The following is a 21,923-nucleotide window of genomic DNA, read 5'->3' as shown; positions in this document are numbered from 1 at the left end:
ATTTGATACTAGAGAAAAAAATCGCCACTGAATACTGATGAGTCGACGTTATCGTGCGATTGCATCTGCCATCGTGCCGATGCTTATCGCAAAATAGTAAGAACGGTTCCAGTGCATTATGGTGCGGAAGTTGTTGTAGACCAGGAATGAGCGCCCAAGATTATCATCGGGTGTGACGATCCACGCTTTGCGATTAGACGCATGCAGCGGCTTTCCGTCTTTAAGTGTGACACCTAATTTTTTCCACTGAGTAACGGTTTTGCTCTGGTTGGTTTTCGTCCCTTCAAGGGCGGTATCGAAATCATTGGGTATGACGACTTCCCGGCCCCATGAGCCTCCTGCTTTCCACCCTTCCTTTTGCAGATAATTGGCGGTAGAGGCAAAAACATCGCTAATGTTAGTCCAGATATCAATTTTACCGTCACCATCGCCATCAGCACCGTAATGCAGATATGAAGTGGGCATAAACTGACTTTGCCCCATCGCCCCCGCCCATGAACCTTTCAGCTCCTCTGGCTTAATAAGCCCCTGGTCGAGAATTTTCAAAGACGCCATCAACTCTTTAGTGAAAAAGGCTTCACGCCGTCCTTCAAAAGCGAGTGTAGCAAGGGCAGAAATGATGTCCTCTTTCCCCTGTATCTCACCAAAATGACTTTCCATCGCCCACAGTGCCACGATGTACTGGCTTTGTACGCCAGTCCGCTTGCTGATTCGGTTTAACTCGGTTTTATGCTTTTGATACTGCTCGCGGGCTTTTTCAATCTTTTCCGGCGTGATGACCCGGGCCAGATACTCATCAAGCATGATTTTCTTTTCAAGCTGGTTCTGGTCAGATTTGACGACCCGATCAACAAAATGGACGTTGGCGAATGCGCTATTAATGGTGTTGTCGCTGATGCCCTGTGATCTGGCTTGTGTTTTAAGGGTTTCGACATAAGCGGGAAATTCGGCGGGATCACGCCCTTGCTGTGCCAGTGTGGCTGGCGCGGGCTTCGCTTCAGGCTTAGAGGCAATCGGTGCATTTTCAAGGGATTGCGGTGGCTCTTCGGCGGATGTCGCGCTAAAGCTGCTAAGCATAAAGGCGATGACCGTTAAACAAATTGCTGGAGTCTTCATCATTTTCCCCGCGGTGATTTGTTCTAAATATCATCTACCTTTATGTATAGGAAAGATTTGGCGCTAGTCTGAAACTTATTTTTTCGGACTATTTTCGAGGTGCATTTTTAACAAACTTTCAGGAGGCGGCGGCAGCTGCAAATAATACCCCTCGTCTTTTAGTGCCTGTTTTACTTTTTCGATATCGGCACTGGCCAGTTTTTTACTCCCATCAAGCGGTAATAACATCGCCAATTGGGGTACGCCAAAACCTTTCATCAATTCTTCAGGAACCCGAGAGAAATCGTCTTTTTTTTCGACATATAGATATGTCTGGTCACGCTTGCTACTTCTGTAGATCACACAAAACATTTTTTTTACTCTATTTTCGCCAGATGGTGGCTTGCCTGAATATACCTGTGACTATAACATGCCAGATGTACTTCGGAATATCGTCCCACACCAGTGGGGATTAAAACTGAATTGAGTAAGGCCAGGATGTCAAACACGCCAATCGAGTTAAAAGGCAGCAGTTTTACCTTATCAGTGCTTCATTTACATGATGCACAACCCGAGGTGATCCTCCAGGCCCTTCAGGAAAAAGTATCCCAGGCTCCAGCCTTTCTGAAAAATGCACCGGTTGTGGTGAATGTTGCCAGTCTCGATGGTTCAGTTAACTGGGAAAAAGTCCAACAAGCTGTGGTTTCTTCCGGATTGCGAGTTGTCGGGATTAGTGGATGTAAAGACGAAGCGCTGAAAAAAGAAATTGAGCGTGCCGGATTGCCACTTCTGACGGAAGGGAAAGAAAAGAATTCACGTGCTAAAGCCGCGCCCGTTGAGGTTGCAGCTCCTGTCGAACCCATTGTTAACTCGGTCACAAAAACGCGTTTGATTGATACCCCGGTTCGTTCCGGACAGCGCATTTATGCCCCAAACTGTGATTTGATTATCACCAATCACGTCAGTGCCGGTGCAGAACTTATAGCTGATGGTAATATTCATGTTTACGGCATGATGCGTGGCCGTGCCCTGGCGGGTGCCAGTGGCGATCGTGATGCACAAATATTCTGTACAAATCTTGCTGCTGAGTTGGTCTCAATAGCGGGTGAATACTGGCTGAGTGAACAAATACCAGCTGATTATTATGGGAAAGCGGCACGCCTGAGTTTGGCCAGTGGTGCTCTCTCCGTTCAACCTTTGAATTAAGCCCTTTTAACAAGGAATTCCTTTATGGCACGCATTATTGTTGTTACATCGGGTAAAGGGGGCGTCGGTAAGACCACGTCCAGCGCGGCCATCGCTACGGGTTTGGCCCAGAAGGGAAGAAAAACCGTCGTCATCGATTTTGATATTGGCTTGCGTAACCTGGATTTGATCATGGGCTGCGAGCGTCGTGTGGTTTACGATTTCGTCAACGTCATTCAAGGCGATGCCACTCTCAATCAGGCGTTAATCAGAGATAAACGCACCGAGCAGCTCTATATTCTCCCGGCATCACAGACTCGCGATAAAGACGCCCTCACCCGCGAAGGCGTGGCAAAAGTATTAGAAGACCTGAAGAATATGGACTTCGAATTTATCGTGTGTGATTCACCTGCGGGTATCGAAACAGGCGCATTAATGGCGCTCTATTTCGCTGATGAAGCGGTTATCACTACTAACCCTGAAGTTTCATCAGTGCGCGACTCAGACCGCATCCTCGGTATTCTTTCTTCTAAATCTCGCCGTGCAGAAAACGGTGAAGCACCAATTAAAGAGCACCTGCTGCTGACTCGCTATAACCCAGGTCGTGTTAACCGCGGCGACATGCTAAGCATGGAGGATGTGCTGGAAATCCTGCGCATTCCATTGGTCGGGGTTATCCCAGAAGATCAATCTGTTCTACGCGCATCAAACCAGGGTGAGCCGGTCATTCTTGACCAGGAAGCTGACGCAGGTAAAGCTTATGCAGATACTGTTGAGCGCCTGCTTGGCGAAGATCGCCCTTTCCGCTTCATTGAAGAAGAGAAGAAAGGCTTCCTCAAACGCCTGTTCGGAGGATAAGTTATGGCATTACTAGACTTTTTTCTCTCACGGAAAAAGAACACCGCCAACATTGCAAAAGAACGTCTGCAAATTATCGTTGCAGAACGTCGCCGTGGTGATAGTGAACCTCATTATTTACCGCAGCTGAAACGCGATATTCTGGAAGTGATTTGCAAATATGTAAAAATCGATCCGGAGATGTTAACCGTCGTTCTTGATCAAAAAGATGACGATATTTCTGTTCTGGAACTTAACGTGACGTTACCAGAAACACAGGAAGCAACGACCAAATCTGCGTAATTGATTCTCTCGAAATAAACCCCTGGATTTACCCTGGGGTTTATTTATTTTTACACTCTGGCAGTACTACTAATACAGACTATTCTTAATCGCCCGCGTTATATTAATAATCCGCCAACAATGTTTTTAACGCCTCGCCCATTACCTGACCACGCCACCCACTGATTAATTCAGGCTGCGTCGTTTTGGTTTTTAATTGCCAGTGCCAGTTCAACAACTGGTTAATTTGACGACGCGAAGCAAGCAATTCAACGCTTAATCCACACGTCTCACTGATCTCCTGTACCAGCGCTTTAATCGCTTTAAATACGCGGCGATAACCCGGCATGTCGACCAGATTGCTTAACGGTTCTGGTAACTCATCGTCAGAAAGTGCCTGGGCTTCAACAACCAGCGCCAATAACGCTTTGCCATGGAAACGGATTTCGCTACCACTCAGACCCAGATGTTCCAGCTCACCCAACGAACCCGGCATATAACGCGCAACCTGCCAGAGGTGTTCTTCACGCACCACGAAATTTACAGCCATGTCGCGTTCACGTGCTTTTCGCAGACGCCACGAAGCCAGTTTCTTCAGACAAGCCAGCTGACGTGTTCTTAACTGCCACGCGTTACCGATTTCACGCCAGGCTTCTTCCGGATCCAGTACATCCTGACGACGTGTCGCCATCAAGTTGCACTCATCCAGCGCCGCTTCCATCCAACCTGCGGCTTGCGTCTCTTCCATCAGCTTATGGGCAATGGGCAGCAAATAAAGCACGTCTGCGGCTGCATAGTCACACTGACGCTCGGTCAGCGGGCGAGCCAGCCAGTCGGTACGAGATTCACTTTTATCGAGTGCGATGCCCGTGAAGGACTCAACGATAGTGGCAAAACCGCAAGAGAGTGGGCGTCCGCTAAACGCCGCCAGAATCTGGGTATCGATAAACGGATCTGGCAGCATGCCATACGCATTGAGGAACACTTCAAGATCTTCGCTACCAGCATGCAGGAATTTAATCACTGCCTTATCTTGCAGTAGCGCTTTAAACGGTGCCCAGTCAGTAATGGTTAACGGATCGATAAGCGAAGCCGTCTCACCGTCAAACAACTGAATCAAACCCAGTTGCGGATAGTAAGTACGGGTACGAACAAATTCGGTATCCAGCGCAATTGCTGGAAAATGACGAGCCGCCTCGCACACGGAGGCAAGGGATTCATCGGTAGTAATCATTTGGTAAGTCAAATTCAGTTCTCTTAGGTTTGCGCCCATAAAAAACGCCGGCAGAACCGGCGTTAGGGGCGACTGACTCGGAGCTCAGGCGTTATTGTTGCCTTTACTGAGCGATTCGTCACGTAGTTCTCGTCGTAATATTTTGCCCACGTTTGATTTTGGCAATTCTTCGCGGAACTCAACAAGCTTAGGTACTTTGTAACCTGTGAGGTGACGGCGACAAAAAACAATCAATGCCTCTTCGGTTAAAGCCGGATCTTTTTTCACAACAAAGATTTTGACTGCTTCGCCGGATGCGCCATTTGGCACGCCAACCGCCGCGACTTCAAGTACACCGGTATGCTGCATCACCACGTCTTCGATTTCGTTGGGATAAACGTTGAAACCGGAGACCAGAATCATATCTTTCTTACGATCGACGATGCGCATAAAGCCCTCTTCGTCCATCACTGCAATATCACCGGTACGCAGCCAGCCATCTTGCAGAATTTCATCTGTCGCATCCGGGCGCTGCCAGTAGCCCAGCATCACCTGCGGACCTTTAACGCATAGCTCGCCAGGTTCACCCGCAGGCACTTCCTCACCTTCGTCATCGATCATCTTCACTTCGGTGGAGGGCACCGGTAAGCCGATACTGCCACTGTGATAATCCATGTCGTGCGGATTGGCACTCACCAGCGGTGCGCATTCAGTCAGACCGTAACCTTCAAGCAGAAAACGACCTGTCAGTTTTTCCCAACGTTCAGCCACGGCATGTTGAACCGGCATTCCCCCACCCGCAGAAAGATGCAGGCTTGAGAAGTCGAGTTGCTGGAATTCTTTATTGTTAAGTAACGCATTGAACAGCGTGTTAACGCCCGTCATAGCGGTAAACGGATACTTCGCCAGCTCTTTCACCAGCCCCGGAATATCACGTGGGTTGGTGATTAGCAGGTTCTGCCCGCCAAGCTCGATAAACAGCAGGCAGTTCATCGTCAGGGCAAAGATGTGATACAGCGGTAACGCCGTCACCACCAGCTCTTTGCGCTCAAATAATAGTGGGCTGTAAGCGGCTCTGACTTGTTCAAGGTTCGCTAACATGTTGCGGTGTGTCAGCATCGCCCCTTTGGCCACTCCCGTCGTGCCACCGGTATATTGCAGGAACGCGAGATCCGCATTCAGAATTTCAGGCTTAATATACTGGAGGCGATAACCGTGTTGCAGAGCACTGCGGAACGAAATGGCATCGGGCAGATGGTACTTCGGCACCAGGCGTTTGACGTACTTCACAACGAAGTTGACTAACGTACCTTTTGCCGCAGAAAGTTGGTCACCCATACGGGTCAAAATGACGTGTTTCACCTGGGTTTTATCGACAACTTTTTCCAGTGTGTGCGCAAAGTTCGAGACAATCACAATCGCGCTGGCGCCGCTGTCATTGAGCTGATGTTCAAGCTCACGCGGGGTGTACAACGGATTGACGTTAACGACAACCATGCCCGCACGCAAAATACCAAACAACGCTACGGGATATTGCAACAGGTTCGGCATCATTAACGCAACGCGGTCGCCCTTTTGCAGGCCAAGTCCTTGCTGTAAATACGCAGCAAAAGCACGGCTTCGCTCTTCCAGCTTACGGAACGTCATCACTTCGCCCATATTCACGAACGCAGGCTGGTCGGCGTAACGTGCCGTTGCTTGCTCAAACATATCTACCAGGGACTGATAACGGTCAGGATTTATCTCAGCCGCAACATCGGCTGGGTAGCGGTTAAGCCAAACCTTCTTCAAGGATCCACCTCTGAATTTATTATTCGTCGTCATCACAGCCCCAATCCCAATATGGAAACACGTCGTTAACATAATATTAACTCAGCGTACCAGTTTATTAATTAGACTGATTTAAGGTTGCGAAGCACATCACTAATTATTTTTATTCCATTGCCTAAATAAATAGACAGCGGACATGCCGCTGCCTATTTATTTCGGTAAAACAAACAGTTACTCAGTTACAATGGTCTGTACCTGTGCGGGGCCGGGATTATACCATCCGCCGCCCCACATCCCGCCGTAACCATAACGGCCACGGTAAGGATAAGGCCCGCCCCAGAACCACGGGTCGATAGGTTGTGGTGGCATGACAACTTGTTGAGTGACACGCCAGCGTTTATAGCCGTTTACCTGCATGACCATAAATCTGTAGGACGTTTCACCTACTTTGCCTTCAACCACACCGGTGATAGGCCCGACAACCGTGACCAGTTGGCCCCGGAAATCGACCGGGTCGAGGAAGCCATTGACGTCAGCGTAGATTCGCCCTTTTGACGGCTCACCCAGTTGCGGACGCGCGCCATCATCGAGGCTAACCGTGGCAATTTCCAGCCGTGTTTTACCTTGTTTGTTATCGATGTTCACCACTCGCCCGCCGAAGCGCGCTTCCTGCCCAACGTAGAGTTGTGGCGCATTCATCACGCGCGCTAAATCTTGTTGAGGCGTGGCACTGGTGCCTTTAATTGCATCAGGAATGGTGACACAACCGCTAAGCATCATTACGGCAGCTAATGCAAATAATCGGGTGATAATTCTGACATTCAAACCAGCCATATCCTTTCTCCTTAACGCAGTTTAGGCTTCCCAAAACGTTGGAAATTATTCTCTGCCGGGAAGCTTCTTCCATGTCACTTCATTACGCAGATAAACCGGCTCGGCATGTTCTACCGCCACCGTACAACCATCATTTAATGCCTGAATGGCAAGAGGCAACATATCTTCTGCCGCGGGTAGAGTGACTTCTCCGTTACGGATAGTCAGCTCACTACCTTGCGCCATATCCGGCCAGGCCTGCCAGCCTGTTCCTACTGTCGCCCATTCACCCTGAAGTTGCTTCAACCGTTCAGCAACGGCTTCAGGTTTCAGCACTGCTTCAGTTTCTTCACCGTGCCAGACGCCGTGTTCATCACGCTGATATTCAGCCCAATACACTTCGCCCATGCGCGCGTCGATAGCAGCCAACACGCGGGTCGCACCGGTTAAACGCCATGCGCCCTGGGCCATGGTAGCCAGCGTCGAAATGCCAATCATCGGTAGTTCAGCACCCAGCGCCAACCCTTGCGCAATACCAATACCGATACGCACGCCGGTAAAACTACCTGGGCCACGGCCATAAGCAAGCGCATTCAATGCGGTCAGACCAACGCCTCCTTCATTCAGGATGTCGCGCACCAGCGGCAAGATACGTTGGGTATGTTCACGTGGGCAGAGTTCGAAATGGGCTCGGGTCGCTCCTTCATTATACAGGGCAACCGAACATGCTTCTGTCGCGGTATCGATGGCTAAAATTCGCATGGTATTGCCAACCTCTGGCAGGAAATTAAGGTCAAAAATCGGCGCGCATCATACCATAGCCTGGCACAAATTACTCCGCCGGGCGGTGGTTAAGGAATTCAACTGCCCGATTAATATCCCGCGTACGCGGTGTTGGCGGCAGGCTATTGAGGAAAACAGCACCGTATGGGCGCATCACCAGGCGATTATCGCAAATCACCAGGACGCCCCGGTCATCAACATCGCGGATCAAACGTCCAACCCCTTGTTTTAAGGTGATAACCGCATCGGGTAGTTGCACGTCTTCGAAAGGATCCCCTCCGCGCAGGCGGCAATCTTCCATACGCGCTTTGAGCAACGGATCGTCCGGTGAGGTAAACGGCAATTTGTCGATAATCACCAACGACAGCGCATCGCCGCGCACATCCACACCTTCCCAAAAACTACTGGTGGCGACTAACAGTGCATTACCCGCATCCACGAACTGCTGCAAAAGCTGGCCTTTACTGGTTTCGCCTTGCAACAACACCGGCAACGTCATTGTGGCACGGAACTGCTCGGCCAAATCGCGCATCATGGAATGGGAAGTACAGAGCATGAAGCAACGGCCATTGTTCGCTTCAATAAGCGGTTTGAGCATTTTTGCCAGATGTTTGCCCGCAGCCGGTTGGTTAGGTGTTGGCAAACCCCGCGGCACACATAACAGGGCCTGGCTGGCATAATCAAACGGGCTGGCTAGCAACAGCGTTTGGGCATTGGCAATCCCAAGACGTTCGGTAAAGTGGCTGAGCTGGTCATTGACCGAAAGCGTTGCTGAGGTAAATATCCAGGTCCCCGCTTTCTGGCTAATCACTTCCTGGAATTTATCCGCGACCGAAAGCGGCGTCAGCGCCAGCGTGAAGTTACGCGCATTACATTCATACCAGTAGCTGTAACCGGGGGTATCGACCTCTTTAAGACGTTTGATTCGCCCGCGCAAAATCACCGCGCGTTCAAAAGCGGAATCCAGTAACGCAGAGCGCCCGAGGGAGAGTTTCGCGACGTCGTAACATAATTCGAGCGCATCATCGAGCAGCAGTAACGCACGTTGAATCGACGGTTCCGCCAGTAATTCGCGAAGATTACCGCGGTATCCCGGGTCACCCATTTGCAAGCGAAAATCCTGGGTACTTTGCGCCAGTCGGTCAGCACTCTTTTGCAGTTGCTGCGCGTCACGCACTTCGGTGCGGTAGGCAATGGAGATGTCTTTCGCGATATCCATGAGCTGTCTGCTGGAGACAGATTGCCCAAAATATTGGCTGGCAATGTCGGGGATTTGGTGGGCTTCATCGAAAATCATCACTTCGGCTTCCGGGATCAGCTCACCAAAACCCCCCTCTTTGACCACCATATCAGCCAGGAAGAGGTGGTGGTTGACGACGACCACGTCAGAGTCCATCGCTTTTTTACGCGCTTTCACCACAAAACAGTCTTTGTAGAGCGGGCAATCCTGGCCCAGGCAGTTATCGTTGGTGCTGGTGACCATCGGCCAGACGGTTGAATCCTCGGCAATGCTGGTGCAGTTGCTGATATCCCCGTCCACGGTTTCTATAGCCCAACCACGTAATTTGACAATTTCGCTAAGCGTCTGAACCTGCAGATCGCCGCCCGCCAGAGCCTGTTGTTCTAAACGCTCAAGGCATAAATAGTTCGAACGCCCTTTAAGCAGCGCCAGTCGCCCTTTAAAATCCAGCGCTCGCGCCACCGTCGGTAAATCGCGAGAGAAAAGCTGATCCTGCAACGCTTTTGACCCGGTAGAGATAATGACTTTTTTGCCTGAACGCAGAGCCGGAGCCAGATACGCGTAGGTTTTACCTGTGCCAGTACCCGCCTCCACCACCAGCTCACGCCCGGAAGCGATAGCACTGGCGACGGCTTGCGCCATCTGTCGTTGTGGTTCACGCGGTTTAAAACCCTTTATCGCCGTGGCGAGTTGGCCATCTGCTGCAAAATCGTCTGTCACATTACCCCCTGGGTTTATTGACAGTGATTATGTCAGCCTGAGCGGTGTTAAGCCAGTGGAAGCCGTCTGCGGATTGTGGCAGGCTGTGGCGCAGTATAAGTGAGCGGAAAAGGAAATAGTGATGAGTATTGTGCGTATAAAACCGGAAGCACGTTGGTCTGATGCGGTGATTCATAACAACACGTTGTATTACACCGGTGTGCCAGAAAACCTTGATGCGGACGCTTACCAGCAAACCGCCAACACGCTTGCGCAAATCGACGCTGTGCTTGAGGAACAAGGCAGCGATAAGAGTAAAATCCTCGACGCAACGATTTTCCTGCCAGAAAGTGCTGACTTTGCAGCGATGAATAAAGCATGGGATGAGTGGGTTGTCGCGGGTCATGCGCCGGTACGCTGTACCGTGCAAGCAAAATTGATGAACCCGCGTTATAAAGTTGAGATTAAGATTATCGCGGCTGTATAAAGAAATGCGGGTTTCGGCCCGCGTTACTTATTACTTATTACTTATCGTCATCGTTCTCTTCATAATGATCGACGTATCTTTCTTCACCGTCGTCATTTTCGTTTTCTTCGTCGCTTTCAGCATTGCCGACATCGTCATCCTCAAAACGGACCGCGACCATTTCACCCGTATGGTTAGCACGAATCTCTGCGGCAACCAGCGTTATCGCTTCGCCACTACTCATGCCTTTAGCCATCAGCTCCTGAATACGTTCTACAGCTTTCTGCTGCTGCTCATGGGATAATGAGGGTAATCCTGCAAACATTTTCGACTCCTGTTACATTGCCTGGGTTAATTATTTCACGCTGCTTTCAGGGTTTCCAGAGGGTTCCCTGGCCTGGCAGGATGATCTGTCTCTTTTTAAGTTGTGGTTTATGACGTTGCAGACTCTCACTTTTCGAAATTTGCCGTGGCATCCCGATGCTGTTCAACACACGTTCAAAGCGTTAGCGCAGCACCCGTGGGCGATGATGTTGCATTCCGGCTTCGCTGACCATCCCCATAATCGCTTTGATATTCTGGTTGCCGAACCACGTGCAACATTAGTGACTCGTGGCGCTGAAACGACAATCTGCGTTGATGGTGTCTGCTCAGCGCATCTTAATGATCCTTTGCAGTTGTTGCAGCAAACCCTGGATAACTTTGGTTATCAGCCTGCCACGCACCCGGAACTGCCCTTCCTGGGTGGCGCGCTGGGTTTATTTGGCTACGACCTGGGTCGTCATTTCGAAAAATTACCTGAGCAGGCGCTACGCGATCTTACAACACCTGATATGGCGATTGGCATTTATGACTGGGCGTTAATTGCTGACCACCAGAATCAAAGCCTGACATTGCTCTGTTGGGGCGATATAGAGGCTCGCCAACAGTTTCTCGAGTTGCAGGCCGCCTGTAACCCTCGCCAGGCGTTTAGCCTGACAAGCGCGTGGCAGTCGAGTATGACCCGCGAGCAGTATGGACTTAAATTCTGGCAGGTACAGGAATATCTCAAAAGTGGCGATTGCTACCAGGTAAACCTCGCGCAGCGCTTCCATGCCAGTTACGAGGGTGACGAATGGCAGGCCTTTGAGCGACTGAATGCGGCTAATCGCGCACCGTTTACTGCCTTTATCCGTTTGCCAGACAGCGTCATCTTAAGCCTGTCGCCTGAGCGCTTTATTCTGCTTGAAGGTGACGACATTCAAACGCGTCCGATCAAAGGCACGCTACCTCGCCTTGAGGATCCGCAGGCTGATGCTCAGCAAGCTGAAAAACTGGCGAATTCCCCCAAAGATCGCGCCGAAAACCTGATGATTGTGGATTTGCTGCGCAATGATATTGGCCGGGTTGCCGTGCCGGGCAGCGTCAAAGTCCCTGAATTATTTGTCGTCGAGCCGTTTCCAGCCGTTCATCATCTGGTGAGTACCATAACGGCAAAATTGCCGCCACATCTGAAGGCAACTGATTTACTGCGCGCCTGCTTCCCAGGCGGGTCGATTACCGGCGCCCCGAAAGTGCGCGCCATGGAAGTTATCGAAGAACTCGAGCCACAGCGGCGCAATGCCTGGTGTGGGAGCATTGGTTATTTGAGCTTCTGCGGGAATATGGATACCAGCATTACCATCCGGACGCTGACCGCTGAAGGAGGCAAACTTTATTGCTCCGCGGGTGGCGGTATTGTGGCGGATAGTGTTGAATCTGCGGAATATCAGGAAACTTTTGATAAAGTTAATCGTATTCTTCCGCAACTAGAGAAGTGATGTGATGTCCGGTTCGCCCTTAAGCATGAGCGATTTTTTATCGCGCTTTCAGTTATTGCAGCCGCCAGTCACCCGCATGAGCGGCAATAAACGCCAGGCGGCGGTGCTGATCCCCATTGTGCGCCGCCCGCAGCCTGGATTGCTATTGACCCAACGTTCGGCCATGCTGCGCAAACACGCCGGCCAGGTTGCCTTTCCTGGCGGTGCGGTGGATGACACTGATGAGTCGCTTATTGCTGCAGCGCTACGCGAAGCCTGGGAAGAAGTGGCGATATCGCCAGACTGCGTTGAAGTGATTGGTACATTGCCGCCAGTTGATAGCGTTACCGGTTTTCAGGTTACCCCCGTTGTTGGCATCATCCCCCCCAATTTGCCTTATCAGGCCTGTGAAGATGAAGTGGCGGCAGTTTTTGAGATGCCCCTGATGGAGGCGCTTACCCTGGGCCGCTATCATCCACTGGATATTCACCGTCGTGGTAACGCCCATCGCGTCTGGCTTTCCTGGTATCAGAACTACTTTGTCTGGGGTATGACCGCCGGAATTATCCGCGAGTTAGCTTTACAGATAGGCGTGGAAGCTTGATCACTCTTTTATTCTGCAAAATCGGTTATATTTAGAGAAGTATCTGGTCGTGATTTCGTGGCTTTTAGTTAAGATTAGGCGAGCTAAGGTTAAGCATTAGTTTAATTCATGTGAATAGTTTACAACGGTAAGCAATAAATTTTTAAACTAGCTAGCTGCGATTTTACAGCATCATATTTTATTTATAGCCAGAATAATTCGAGTGGCAGGAAGGCAGCAAAAGCGCCCCAGTAGCTTGAAGAATGAAGGGTATAGTCGGTGTCCTGAAAGGAGTTTACGTGTGATTAGCATATTCGACATGTTCAAAGTCGGAATTGGCCCATCCAGTTCCCATACCGTCGGTCCAATGAAGGCCGGTAAGTTGTTTGTCGATGATCTGGTCGAAAAAGGATTACTGGAAAGCACGACGCGTATCGCGGTCGATGTTTACGGTTCTCTGTCTCTGACAGGCAAAGGCCACCATACTGATATCGCTATCATTATGGGTCTTGCAGGTAACGAACCTGCCACTGTTGATATTGACTCCATCCCAGCGTTTATTCGCGATGTAGAAACCCGTGAGCGTCTGTGGCTGGCGCAAGGTCGCCACGAAGTCGATTTCCCGAAAGATACCGGTATGTGCTTCCGCAACGACAACCTGTCGCTGCATGAAAACGGCATGTCTGTTCACGCCTTTAACGGCGAAAAAGTCATCTACAGCAAAACCTACTATTCCATCGGTGGTGGTTTTATCGTCGACGAAGAGAACTTCGGCAAAGATGCATCTGACGAAGTCGTAGTGCCTTACTCGTTCAATTCTGCACAAGAGATGCTGCAACACTGCAAAGATACGGGTATGTCCTTGTCTGGCGTGATCATGCAAAACGAGCTGGCTTTGCACAGCCGTAAAGAGATTGAAGAGTACTTCGCTAACGTGTGGCAAACCATGCGCGCCTGTATCGACCGTGGTGTTAATACCGAAGGTGTGTTGCCTGGCCCGTTGCGTGTTCCGCGTCGCGCTTCAGCGCTGCGCCGAATGCTGGTGTCCAGCGATAAGCTCTCTAATGACCCAATGAACGTGGTCGACTGGGTGAACATGTTCGCGCTGGCGGTTAACGAAGAAAACGCCGCGGGTGGACGTGTAGTGACCGCTCCGACTAACGGTGCTTGCGGGATTGTCCCGGCAGTGTTGGCGTACTATGACCACTTTATCGAATCGGTCAGCCCTGATACATACATCCGTTACTTCCTCGCCTCCGGCGCCATTGGTGCGCTGTATAAGATGAATGCGTCTATTTCTGGTGCTGAGGTCGGTTGTCAGGGTGAAGTCGGTGTGGCCTGTTCGATGGCGGCTGCGGGCCTGGCTGAAATCCTTGGCGCGAGCCCGGAACAAGTCTGTGTTGCGGCAGAAATCGGTATGGAACACAACCTCGGTTTGACCTGCGACCCGGTTGCCGGTCAGGTTCAAGTGCCGTGTATCGAACGTAACGCGATTGCCTCCGTGAAAGCGATCAACGCCACGCGTATGGCTATGCGCCGCACCAGCGAGCCCCGTGTTTCTCTCGATAAAGTCATTGAAACGATGTACGAAACAGGCAAAGACATGAATGCGAAATACCGCGAAACTTCCCGCGGTGGCCTGGCAATTAAAGTGCAGTGTGACTAATCTCTTCTGGCCCTCTGATTAGAGGGCCAACCTCCCCCCAGGTATAAAAAACACCTCAGGTTGATAGGCCAATTGTCCGTTTAAACATTATCTAAAATAGTGGCATCGTTTTTGCGACACTCGTGCGAAATTCACCATTAGCTTTCATCTAAAAGTATGATTTTCCCATCGTGATTCCATTCCCCCACTACACTTTGAGTGTTCTGCGTGCCGATTTCGGTCGTGGTTCCAAAACAAGGTGATCACCGATGCAGACAGCTCAACGTATATTACGAGGCTATCGCCGCAGGCGTTTAATTGTCTGTATCGGTTTAGCTGTTTTAGCGTTGGTATTGACGCTTAGCGCACGCTATGTCGCCGAGCGTAAAGTGAATGAACAGCATTTTTTGACCTTCAACCAGCGCATTATCAGTACGCTGGAAAGTATTCTGACTCCCCTTGAGGAAGCCAATAAAGAGCTTATTCCTCTGGTCGGACTGTCTTGTGAAATTGCCCAAATCAAAATGCGCGAGTACGCGGCACGCTTGCAGACCGTTCGCTCAATCGAGCTGATAAAGGATGATATTCTTTATTGCTCAAGTATTTTCGGTAGCCATCATGTGCCAATTAATTTGCTGCAACCGCGATTACCATCGGCTCTTCCGCTGCTGTTTCTCTCCATAGATCGATCATTATTGAAAGGAACGCCGATTCTGTTGTCCTGGATCCCTGTAGCCAACAGCAGCCATGATGGCATCATGCAAATCATTAATATTGAATTGCTGACCGGACTTATCCTTGAGCCTGAACGCCCATGGGTCTCGCGCGCAGTCCTCAATGTTGCAGGTTCGCATCTGGAATATGGTCAAGGCCTGTTACAGCGAATTACGGTTGAGGAAGGACAAGTCAGCCATGAGATGGCTTCCGATCGGTTCGCCTTTTCAGTCACCACCATCGGGCCTTCTCCCGGAGCCCTTGCCTTAAGCAATTTACCGACTCAACTTCCGCTGGCGCTCATCCTTAGTATGCTTATCGGTTATATCGCCTGGCTTGCGACCGCTAACCGCATGAGCTTTTCGTGGGAAATTAATGTCGGCCTGGCCTCTCATGAGTTCGAGGTATTTTGCCAGCCGTTGGTGAGTGCGCGTAATTTGCAGTGCGTGGGTGTGGAGTTGTTATTGCGCTGGAATAATCCGCGTCAGGGATGGATCTCACCCGATGTCTTTATTCCACTGGCTGAACAGCAAAACCTGATTGCCCCGTTGACCCGCTACGTGCTGGATGAAACGGTTCGCCACCTGGATATATTCCCGAGATCGCGGCATTTCCATATCGGCCTCAACGTGGCCGCAAGCCACTTCCATGATGGTCAAATTATTGCTGATTTACGCAGCTCATGGTTCCCTGCCCACCCGCTACAAAAATTGACGCTGGAGCTGACAGAGCGCGATGCCCTGCCCGATGTCGACCATCGCGTGGTGCGCGACTTGCATCGTATGGGTGTGGATTTGGCGATAGATGATTTTGGCACCGGACAGAGTTCGTTAGCTTATCTGGAAACGCTGAATCCGAATGTGTTGAAAATTGATAAGTCGTTTACTGCCGCTATCGGGACAGATGCGGTGAACTCGACGGTGACCGATATTATTATCGCCCTGGCACAACGACTGGGAATCGATCTGGTGGCGGAAGGTGTTGAAACGCCGCAGCAGGCAGATTATCTGCGCAGCCACGGCGTGAATGTATTGCAGGGTTATCTTTATGCTCGACCCATGCCACTAAGCGAGTTTCCTCGCTGGCTAAGGGGGAACACACGCCCCCCGCGCCGTAGAGGTCACCCAGCGACAGTCGTTCCGCTGCGCTGATTACTCTTCTTCGTCTTCATGTTCGGAGCGCTCTTTTACCACCCGGACTAAGTCGACGCGGTAATCGTTCGCTTCAACAATCTGGATACGAAGTGGAGCAAATTCAATAATATCCCCTGCTTTCGGGATATGACCATTCACCGAGATAACGAGGCCGGCAATCGAGGCGATATCTTCGTCGTCGTTGACCAGTGTGTTGATATCCAGGTGCTGCTGAATCGCATGCAGGTCAGTAGAACCTTTCACCAACCAACCATCACCATCGCGTACAATTTCTGGAGTTTCGTCAGCATCAGGGAACTCACCCGCAATGGCTTCTAACACATCCAGCGGTGTGACCAGACCCTGAACCACACCAAACTCATTGTTGACGATAACGAAGCTTCCGCGAGCACGACGCAACACGCCCAGCAAGTTAATCGGATCCAGTGTTTCTGGAACCACGATCGCAGGATACTGCGCGGCGATTGCAGCTACATCCCCGCCGTTTTCCAGCGCCACAAGCAACTCTTTCGCTCGCACAATACCAATGATTTCGTCCAACTCACCGCGACAAATCGGGAAAAGGCTGTGCGGAGATTCCAACAGTTGCTCGCGGATTTCAGCTTTCGATTTATGCGCATCAACCCAGGAGATTTCACCGCGCGGCGTCATGATGCTGCGCAACGAGCGGGAAGCCAGCGTCAACACACCGTTAATCATGTAACGCTCTTCTTCAGCGAAAGACTCCGCTTCAATTGGCGTGATGGTTTTGTTGTCTTCGTTCTGCGCACGCTGTTGGCGCTTGCCATTCATCAGGCGCAAAATCGCGTCAGCTGTACGAGCACGTAAAGGTACATTTGACTGATGACGAATAAAGTTACGACGCGCTATCTGGTTAAAGAACTCAATGATTATCGAGAAACCGATTGCAGCGTACAGGTAGCCTTTAGGAATATGGAAACCGAAGCCTTCAGCAACCAGGCTCAGACCAATCATCAACAAGAAGCTCAGACACAGCACCACGACCGTTGGATGTTGGTTAACAAAGTTCGTTAACGGTTTTGATGCCATCAGCATCACACCCATTGCAATCACAACCGCCGCCATCATCACCGGTAGGTGGTTCACCATCCCGACCGCGGTAATCACCGCATCGAGTGAGAACACCGCATCCAGTACCACAATCTGCAGCACCACGACCCAGAAACTGGCGTAACCTTTCCCATGCCCGTCATCATGCTGGCGGTTTTCCAACCGTTCATGCAGCTCCGTTGTGGCTTTAAACAGCAAGAACAAACCACCGAATAACATGATGAGATCGCGACCGGAAAACGTCAGATTAGCGACGCTAAACAGCGGTTGGGTGAGCGTCACCATCCATGAGATTAATGACAACAAGCCCAGTCGCATCACCAAAGCCAGGGATAAACCGATAAGTCTCGCTTTATCTCTTTGTTTTGGTGGGAGTTTATCCGCAAGGATCGCAATAAAGACCAGGTTATCAATACCCAGCACGATTTCCAGAACAATCAGCGTCAGTAAACCCACCCAAATTTGGGGGTCCATTAAGAGTTCCATGACACGCTCCTGCTATGGGAATGACTCAACGGCAACCCGCATAACGCGGACGCAGAAAGTTGAATGAAGGTATTTACGCGGCGTGCTACGCCAGTGTGAAAGGCTGAAGATTCAGACCTGAAAATGAAAAGACGTCGGTGACGGTCCATACGGTGGGCTACTGCCCTTTACTCCTTAGTTATTAAACGGGATGTAAACAATATCAGAGCAAAATACCCTTTTGCAAAGATTTACCTGATTTTGCAATTTTACTGTCATTGACCACGCCCATAATTTGGGCTGCGGTTCATTATGTTTGAAACAAAGCTAAATTACGGATCTTCATCACATAAAATAATTTTTTCACTGTCTAAAATAAATCCGTCTCAAGTTACACATCTTTACTCATACCGTTATCTGAATCGATTCGTTATTTGAAACGGATAATCTACAAAACACCCATTTAAGGGTGTGGTTATGACCAACACAGGAGGTAGCAAGTGACTATTGCTATTGTCATAGGCACGCATGGCTGGGCAGCAGAACAATTGCTGAAAACCGCAGAAATGCTATTAGGCGAACAAGAAAATGTTGGCTGGATAGATTTCGTTCCCGGTGAAAACGCCGAAACTTTGATCGAAAAATACAACGCACAACTGGCAAACCTGAACACCGACAAAGGTGTGCTGTTTCTCGTCGATACCTGGGGCGGAAGCCCGTTCAATGCGGCAAGCCGTATTGTCGTCGATAAAGAGCATTACGAGGTCGTCGCCGGGGTCAATATTCCGATGCTGGTCGAAACCTTGATGGCCCGTGATGATAACCCTTCGTTTGATGAGTTAGTGGCACTGGCGGTAGAAACAGGCCGTGAAGGGGTGAAAGCCCTGAAAGCAAAACCTGTTGAAAAAACCGCACCCGTTGCACCAGTCGCTGCCCCTAAAGCAGCAGCTCCGCTGAAACCAATGGGTCCAAATGATTACATGAATATTGGTTTGGCCCGTATTGATGACCGTTTGATTCATGGTCAAGTTGCGACCCGCTGGACTAAAGAAACCAACGTAACGCGCATTATTGTTGTCAGTGATGAAGTGGCAGCCGATACCGTGCGTAAAACACTGTTGACGCAGGTTGCTCCTCCTGGTGTGACGGCTCACGTGGTTGATGTCGCCAAAATGATCCGCGTGTGGAATAACCCGAAATATGCAGGCGACCGTGTGATGCTGCTGTTCACCAACCCGACCGACGTTGAACGCGTCGTAGAAGGTGGGGTGAATATTAAGTCAGTAAACATAGGTGGTATGGCGTTCCGTCAGGGTAAAACCCAGGTGAACAACGCGATTTCCGTCGATGACAAAGATATCGAAGCCTTCAAGAAGCTGAACGCGCGCGGCATTGAGCTGGAAGCACGTAAAGTTTCAACCGATCAAAAATTGAAAATGATGGATCTGATCGCGAAGGTAAAAAGCTAATTACTCAGTGATTGGCTTCACTTTACGTTTTGCTCAGTTTTCACACATAAGTCTCACGTTTAAGGAGAAGTACAATGGAGATTACCACTCTTCAGATTGTGCTGGTGTTTATCGTAGCCTGTATTGCCGGTATGGAGTCGGTGCTCGATGAATTTCAGTTCCACCGTCCGCTGGTCGCCTGTACCTTAATTGGTCTGGTTCTGGGTGACATGAAAACCGGTATTATTATCGGTGGTACGTTAGAAATGATTGCGTTAGGTTGGATGAACATCGGTGCAGCGGTTGCGCCCGATGCGGCTCTTGCGTCGATTATCTCCACCATTCTGGTTATAGCCGGACACCAGGGCATCGGTTCTGGTATCGCGCTGGCCATCCCGCTGGCAGCAGCAGGCCAGGTTCTGACCATTATCGTTCGTACCATCACCGTGGGCTTCCAGCACGCAGCAGATAAGGCGGCCGAAAGTGGCAACCTATCGGCGCTCTCCTGGATTCACGTTTCCTCCCTGTTCCTGCAAGCAATGCGTATCGCCATCCCTGCCGTTATCGTCGCGATTTCCGTCGGTACCAGCGAAGTACAGAACCTGTTGAACGCCATTCCTGAAGTGGTGACCAGCGGCCTGAACATCGCCGGTGGCATGATTGTGGTAGTAGGTTATGCGATGGTCATCAACATGATGCGCGCAGGCTACCTGATGCCATTCTTCTATCTGGGCTTCGTTACTGCGGCGTTCACCAACTTCAACCTGGTTGCACTGGGTGTGATTGGTGCTGTGATGGCAATTCTGTACATCCAGTTGAGCCCGAAATACAACCGTACCGCCGGTGCTCCAGCGCCTGCTGCCGGTGCTAACGACCTCGATAACGAATTAGATTAATAGGTGAGCGAAATGGTTGATACCACCAAAACAACGACTACCGAGAAAAAACTCACCCCAGGTGATATTCGTGGCGTATTCCTGCGTTCGAACCTGTTCCAGGGTTCATGGAACTTCGAACGTATGCAAGCGCTGGGCTTCTGCTTCTCAATGATTCCGGCCATCAAACGCCTGTATCCTGAGAACAACGATGCGCGTAAACAAGCGATTAAGCGTCACCTGGAATTCTTTAACACCCATCCTTATGTGGCGGCTCCGGTTCTGGGCGTAACGCTTGCGATGGAAGAACAACGTGCGAACGGCGCAGAAATTGACGATGGTGCCATTAACGGTATCAAAGTTGGTTTGATGGGGCCGCTGGCAGGCGTGGGCGACCCAATCTTCTGGGGTACAGTACGTCCTGTATTCGCAGCGCTGGGTGCTGGTATCGCGATGAGCGGCAGCCTGTTAGGTCCATTGCTGTTCTTCATTCTGTTCAACGCAGTACGTCTGCTGACTCGTTATTACGGCGTGGCTTACGGTTACCGCAAAGGTATTGATATCGTTAAGGATATGGGCGGCGGCTTCCTGCAGAAATTGACTGAGGGGGCGTCAATCCTCGGCCTGTTTGTCATGGGGGCGCTGGTTAACAAGTGGACGCACGTTAACATACCGCTGGTGGTGTCGAAGATTACCGACCAGACCGGCGCAGTTAAAGTGACCACTGTTCAAACCATCCTTGACCAATTGATGCCTGGCCTGGTGCCATTACTGTTAACGTTTGCTTGTATGTGGTTGCTGCGTAAGAAAGTCAACGCGCTGTGGATCATCATGGGCTTCTTCGTTATCGGTATTGTCGGTTATGCTATCGGCTTACTGGGTCTGTAATTGACTTGATGAATTCAACCGGGGCCTGCCCCCGGTTTTTTATTATGTAGAGTGAAGGTTTGGTTATGACGTTAACAGATGTTGTTTTACTGGTATTTATCGTGATGTTGCTTGCCTGGGCGATTTACGATGAATTCATCATGGAAAAGCTTAAAGGCAAAACCCTGCTTAAAATCACTCTGTTGCGACGCAACCGTATCGATAGCACCATCTTTGTGGGTCTGGTCGCAATCCTGATTTACAACAACGTCACCACGCATGGTACCCCCCTCACAACCTGGTTATTATCTGCGCTGGCTTTGCTCGCGATTTATATCTCCTGGATCCGCCAACCTAAATTACTTTTTAAAACAGAAGGCTTCTTCTTTGCCAACGTCTGGATTTTATATTCCCGAATTAAAGATATGAATTTATCTGAGGATGGAGTGTTGGTGATGCAATTAGAGCAAAGACGTTTACTCATTCGAGTCAAAAATATTGAAGACCTGGAAAAAATATATAAGTTAATGGTTAACAATCAATAAGATAACAACTTAGCATTGTCTATATTAAGTTATTTTTTAAACGATCCGTTAAATATAGCCGCTGCTATTTTACACAGTTAGTGTGCTCTTATTTTAACCTTTCACTTACCGATAAAAGCAAATGAAAATCGTTATCATTTGATTGTCAATAATAATAGCTTTCAAATATTGTTTTATCTTTGAATAATATGTTAAGGTTGCGCCCGTCGTTGGGGAGTAGCCGATTTTCGCCATTGCGAAAATGTACATGTCAACATACTCGTTACTTGTTTAAACAAGAAAAAACGTGGCATGTACGACTCAAACACTGAGTAGGCGAGACCATAGGCACGTGACCATCGTTTTAGTTGGGGATGGCTGACGTGTATATGGATATTCCCAACTGAGGCGTTTTC

General features: G+C 50.0%; 20 protein-coding genes, 1 pseudogene and 1 riboswitch. Of the genes and pseudogenes, 12 read left to right on the top strand and 9 right to left on the bottom strand.

Translation table 11 applies throughout. The features are described 5' to 3' along the window. Nucleotides 1-48: 48 nt before the first annotated feature. Both WBL83_RS09595 and WBL83_RS09590 read right to left on the bottom strand, forming a co-directional pair. Entirely contained in the window at nucleotides 49-1,116 is a 1,068-nt protein-coding gene (locus WBL83_RS09595) for a lytic murein transglycosylase (RefSeq protein WP_424589363.1), read from the bottom strand. Between the two features lie 75 nt (nucleotides 1,117-1,191). After that, nucleotides 1,192-1,467: a YcgL domain-containing protein gene (locus tag WBL83_RS09590; protein ID WP_183269515.1), complete on the bottom strand. Its 276-nt coding sequence runs from the start codon at nucleotides 1,465-1,467 to the stop codon at nucleotides 1,192-1,194. Between the two features lie 126 nt (nucleotides 1,468-1,593). Between WBL83_RS09590 and minC the strand changes: the two genes are divergently transcribed. From minC to minE, 3 genes are read left to right on the top strand one after another with little or no spacing between them, the layout of a single operon-like run. Next, nucleotides 1,594-2,301 (top strand): septum site-determining protein MinC, encoded by a 708-nt coding sequence (gene minC, locus WBL83_RS09585; protein ID WP_424589362.1) that lies wholly within the window; start codon nucleotides 1,594-1,596, stop codon nucleotides 2,299-2,301. A 24-nt stretch (nucleotides 2,302-2,325) separates the two neighbouring features. After that, entirely contained in the window at nucleotides 2,326-3,138 is an 813-nt protein-coding gene (gene minD, locus WBL83_RS09580) for a septum site-determining protein MinD (RefSeq protein WP_034495914.1), read from the top strand. A gap of 3 nt (nucleotides 3,139-3,141) precedes the next feature. Next, nucleotides 3,142-3,420, top strand: a complete 279-nt coding sequence (minE, locus tag WBL83_RS09575) for a cell division topological specificity factor MinE (protein ID WP_034455225.1) — start codon at nucleotides 3,142-3,144, stop codon at nucleotides 3,418-3,420. Nucleotides 3,421-3,523: 103 nt separating this feature from the next. On the opposite strand, the gene rnd is transcribed toward minE, so the two are convergent. The 5 genes from rnd to WBL83_RS09550 all read right to left on the bottom strand — a co-directional run bounded on the left by rnd (nucleotide 3,524) and on the right by WBL83_RS09550 (nucleotide 9,938). Continuing rightward, a complete protein-coding gene (gene rnd, locus WBL83_RS09570) occupies nucleotides 3,524-4,633 on the bottom strand; it encodes a ribonuclease D (protein ID WP_424589361.1) in 1,110 nt (369 codons plus the stop codon). A gap of 84 nt (nucleotides 4,634-4,717) precedes the next feature. After that, nucleotides 4,718-6,403: a long-chain-fatty-acid--CoA ligase FadD gene (fadD, locus tag WBL83_RS09565; RefSeq protein ID WP_424588922.1), complete on the bottom strand. Its 1,686-nt coding sequence runs from the start codon at nucleotides 6,401-6,403 to the stop codon at nucleotides 4,718-4,720. 210 nt (nucleotides 6,404-6,613) lie between these two features. Beyond that, on the bottom strand, nucleotides 6,614-7,216 hold the full coding sequence (locus WBL83_RS09560) for a Slp family lipoprotein (RefSeq protein WP_424588921.1): 603 nt from the start codon (nucleotides 7,214-7,216) through the stop codon (nucleotides 6,614-6,616). Between the two features lie 45 nt (nucleotides 7,217-7,261). After that, nucleotides 7,262-7,957 (bottom strand): tRNA (adenosine(37)-N6)-threonylcarbamoyltransferase complex dimerization subunit type 1 TsaB, encoded by a 696-nt coding sequence (gene tsaB, locus WBL83_RS09555; RefSeq protein ID WP_424588920.1) that lies wholly within the window; start codon nucleotides 7,955-7,957, stop codon nucleotides 7,262-7,264. 70 nt (nucleotides 7,958-8,027) lie between these two features. Continuing rightward, complete coding sequence (locus WBL83_RS09550) at nucleotides 8,028-9,938, bottom strand: ATP-dependent DNA helicase (RefSeq protein WP_424588919.1); 1,911 nt, start codon at nucleotides 9,936-9,938, stop codon at nucleotides 8,028-8,030. A 121-nt stretch (nucleotides 9,939-10,059) separates the two neighbouring features. On the opposite strand from WBL83_RS09550, the gene WBL83_RS09545 reads away from it, so the two are divergent. Beyond that, a complete protein-coding gene (locus tag WBL83_RS09545) occupies nucleotides 10,060-10,404 on the top strand; it encodes a RidA family protein (RefSeq protein WP_424588918.1) in 345 nt (114 codons plus the stop codon). Nucleotides 10,405-10,534: 130 nt separating this feature from the next. Here the strand turns inward: WBL83_RS09545 and WBL83_RS09540 are convergent. Further along, nucleotides 10,535-10,708 (bottom strand): annotated as a pseudogene (locus WBL83_RS09540) (YoaH family protein); the annotation flags it as partial. 109 nt (nucleotides 10,709-10,817) lie between these two features. Here WBL83_RS09540 and pabB point away from each other — a divergent pair. From pabB to WBL83_RS09520, 4 genes are all read left to right on the top strand, one after another. After that, complete coding sequence (gene pabB / locus WBL83_RS09535) at nucleotides 10,818-12,182, top strand: aminodeoxychorismate synthase component 1 (RefSeq protein ID WP_424588917.1); 1,365 nt, start codon at nucleotides 10,818-10,820, stop codon at nucleotides 12,180-12,182. Nucleotides 12,183-12,186: 4 nt separating this feature from the next. Beyond that, entirely contained in the window at nucleotides 12,187-12,765 is a 579-nt protein-coding gene (locus tag WBL83_RS09530; protein ID WP_424588916.1) for a CoA pyrophosphatase, read from the top strand. 280 nt (nucleotides 12,766-13,045) lie between these two features. Further along, nucleotides 13,046-14,410, top strand: coding sequence for an L-serine ammonia-lyase (gene sdaA, locus WBL83_RS09525; protein WP_424588915.1), 1,365 nt, complete (start codon nucleotides 13,046-13,048; stop codon nucleotides 14,408-14,410). 248 nt (nucleotides 14,411-14,658) lie between these two features. Next, nucleotides 14,659-16,254: an EAL domain-containing protein gene (locus WBL83_RS09520; protein WP_424588914.1), complete on the top strand. Its 1,596-nt coding sequence runs from the start codon at nucleotides 14,659-14,661 to the stop codon at nucleotides 16,252-16,254. Here the strand turns inward: WBL83_RS09520 and yoaE are convergent, their stop codons facing one another. After that, a complete protein-coding gene (gene yoaE / locus WBL83_RS09515) occupies nucleotides 16,255-17,814 on the bottom strand; it encodes a CNNM family cation transport protein YoaE (protein WP_424588913.1) in 1,560 nt (519 codons plus the stop codon). Between the two features lie 479 nt (nucleotides 17,815-18,293). Here yoaE and manX point away from each other — a divergent pair, with 479 nt between their 5' ends. The 4 genes from manX to WBL83_RS09495 all read left to right on the top strand — a co-directional run bounded on the left by manX (nucleotide 18,294) and on the right by WBL83_RS09495 (nucleotide 21,528). Continuing rightward, complete coding sequence (manX, locus tag WBL83_RS09510) at nucleotides 18,294-19,262, top strand: PTS mannose transporter subunit IIAB (protein ID WP_424588912.1); 969 nt, start codon at nucleotides 18,294-18,296, stop codon at nucleotides 19,260-19,262. 74 nt (nucleotides 19,263-19,336) lie between these two features. Next, nucleotides 19,337-20,137, top strand: a complete 801-nt coding sequence (locus WBL83_RS09505; protein WP_367596741.1) for a PTS mannose/fructose/sorbose transporter subunit IIC — start codon at nucleotides 19,337-19,339, stop codon at nucleotides 20,135-20,137. Nucleotides 20,138-20,149: 12 nt separating this feature from the next. Beyond that, entirely contained in the window at nucleotides 20,150-21,004 is an 855-nt protein-coding gene (locus tag WBL83_RS09500; RefSeq protein ID WP_034495941.1) for a PTS mannose transporter subunit IID, read from the top strand. Nucleotides 21,005-21,069: 65 nt separating this feature from the next. Beyond that, nucleotides 21,070-21,528, top strand: a complete 459-nt coding sequence (locus tag WBL83_RS09495; protein WP_424588911.1) for a DUF986 family protein — start codon at nucleotides 21,070-21,072, stop codon at nucleotides 21,526-21,528. Between the two features lie 199 nt (nucleotides 21,529-21,727). Then, nucleotides 21,728-21,921: riboswitch (yybP-ykoY riboswitch) on the top strand. Nucleotides 21,922-21,923 lie beyond the last annotated feature (2 nt).

The organism is Buttiauxella sp. (assembly GCF_049686335.1).
Lineage (GTDB): Bacteria > Pseudomonadota > Gammaproteobacteria > Enterobacterales > Enterobacteriaceae > Buttiauxella.
Note: the sequence above shows the minus strand (reverse complement) of the source record. Positions and strands in the feature narration are given on the sequence as shown.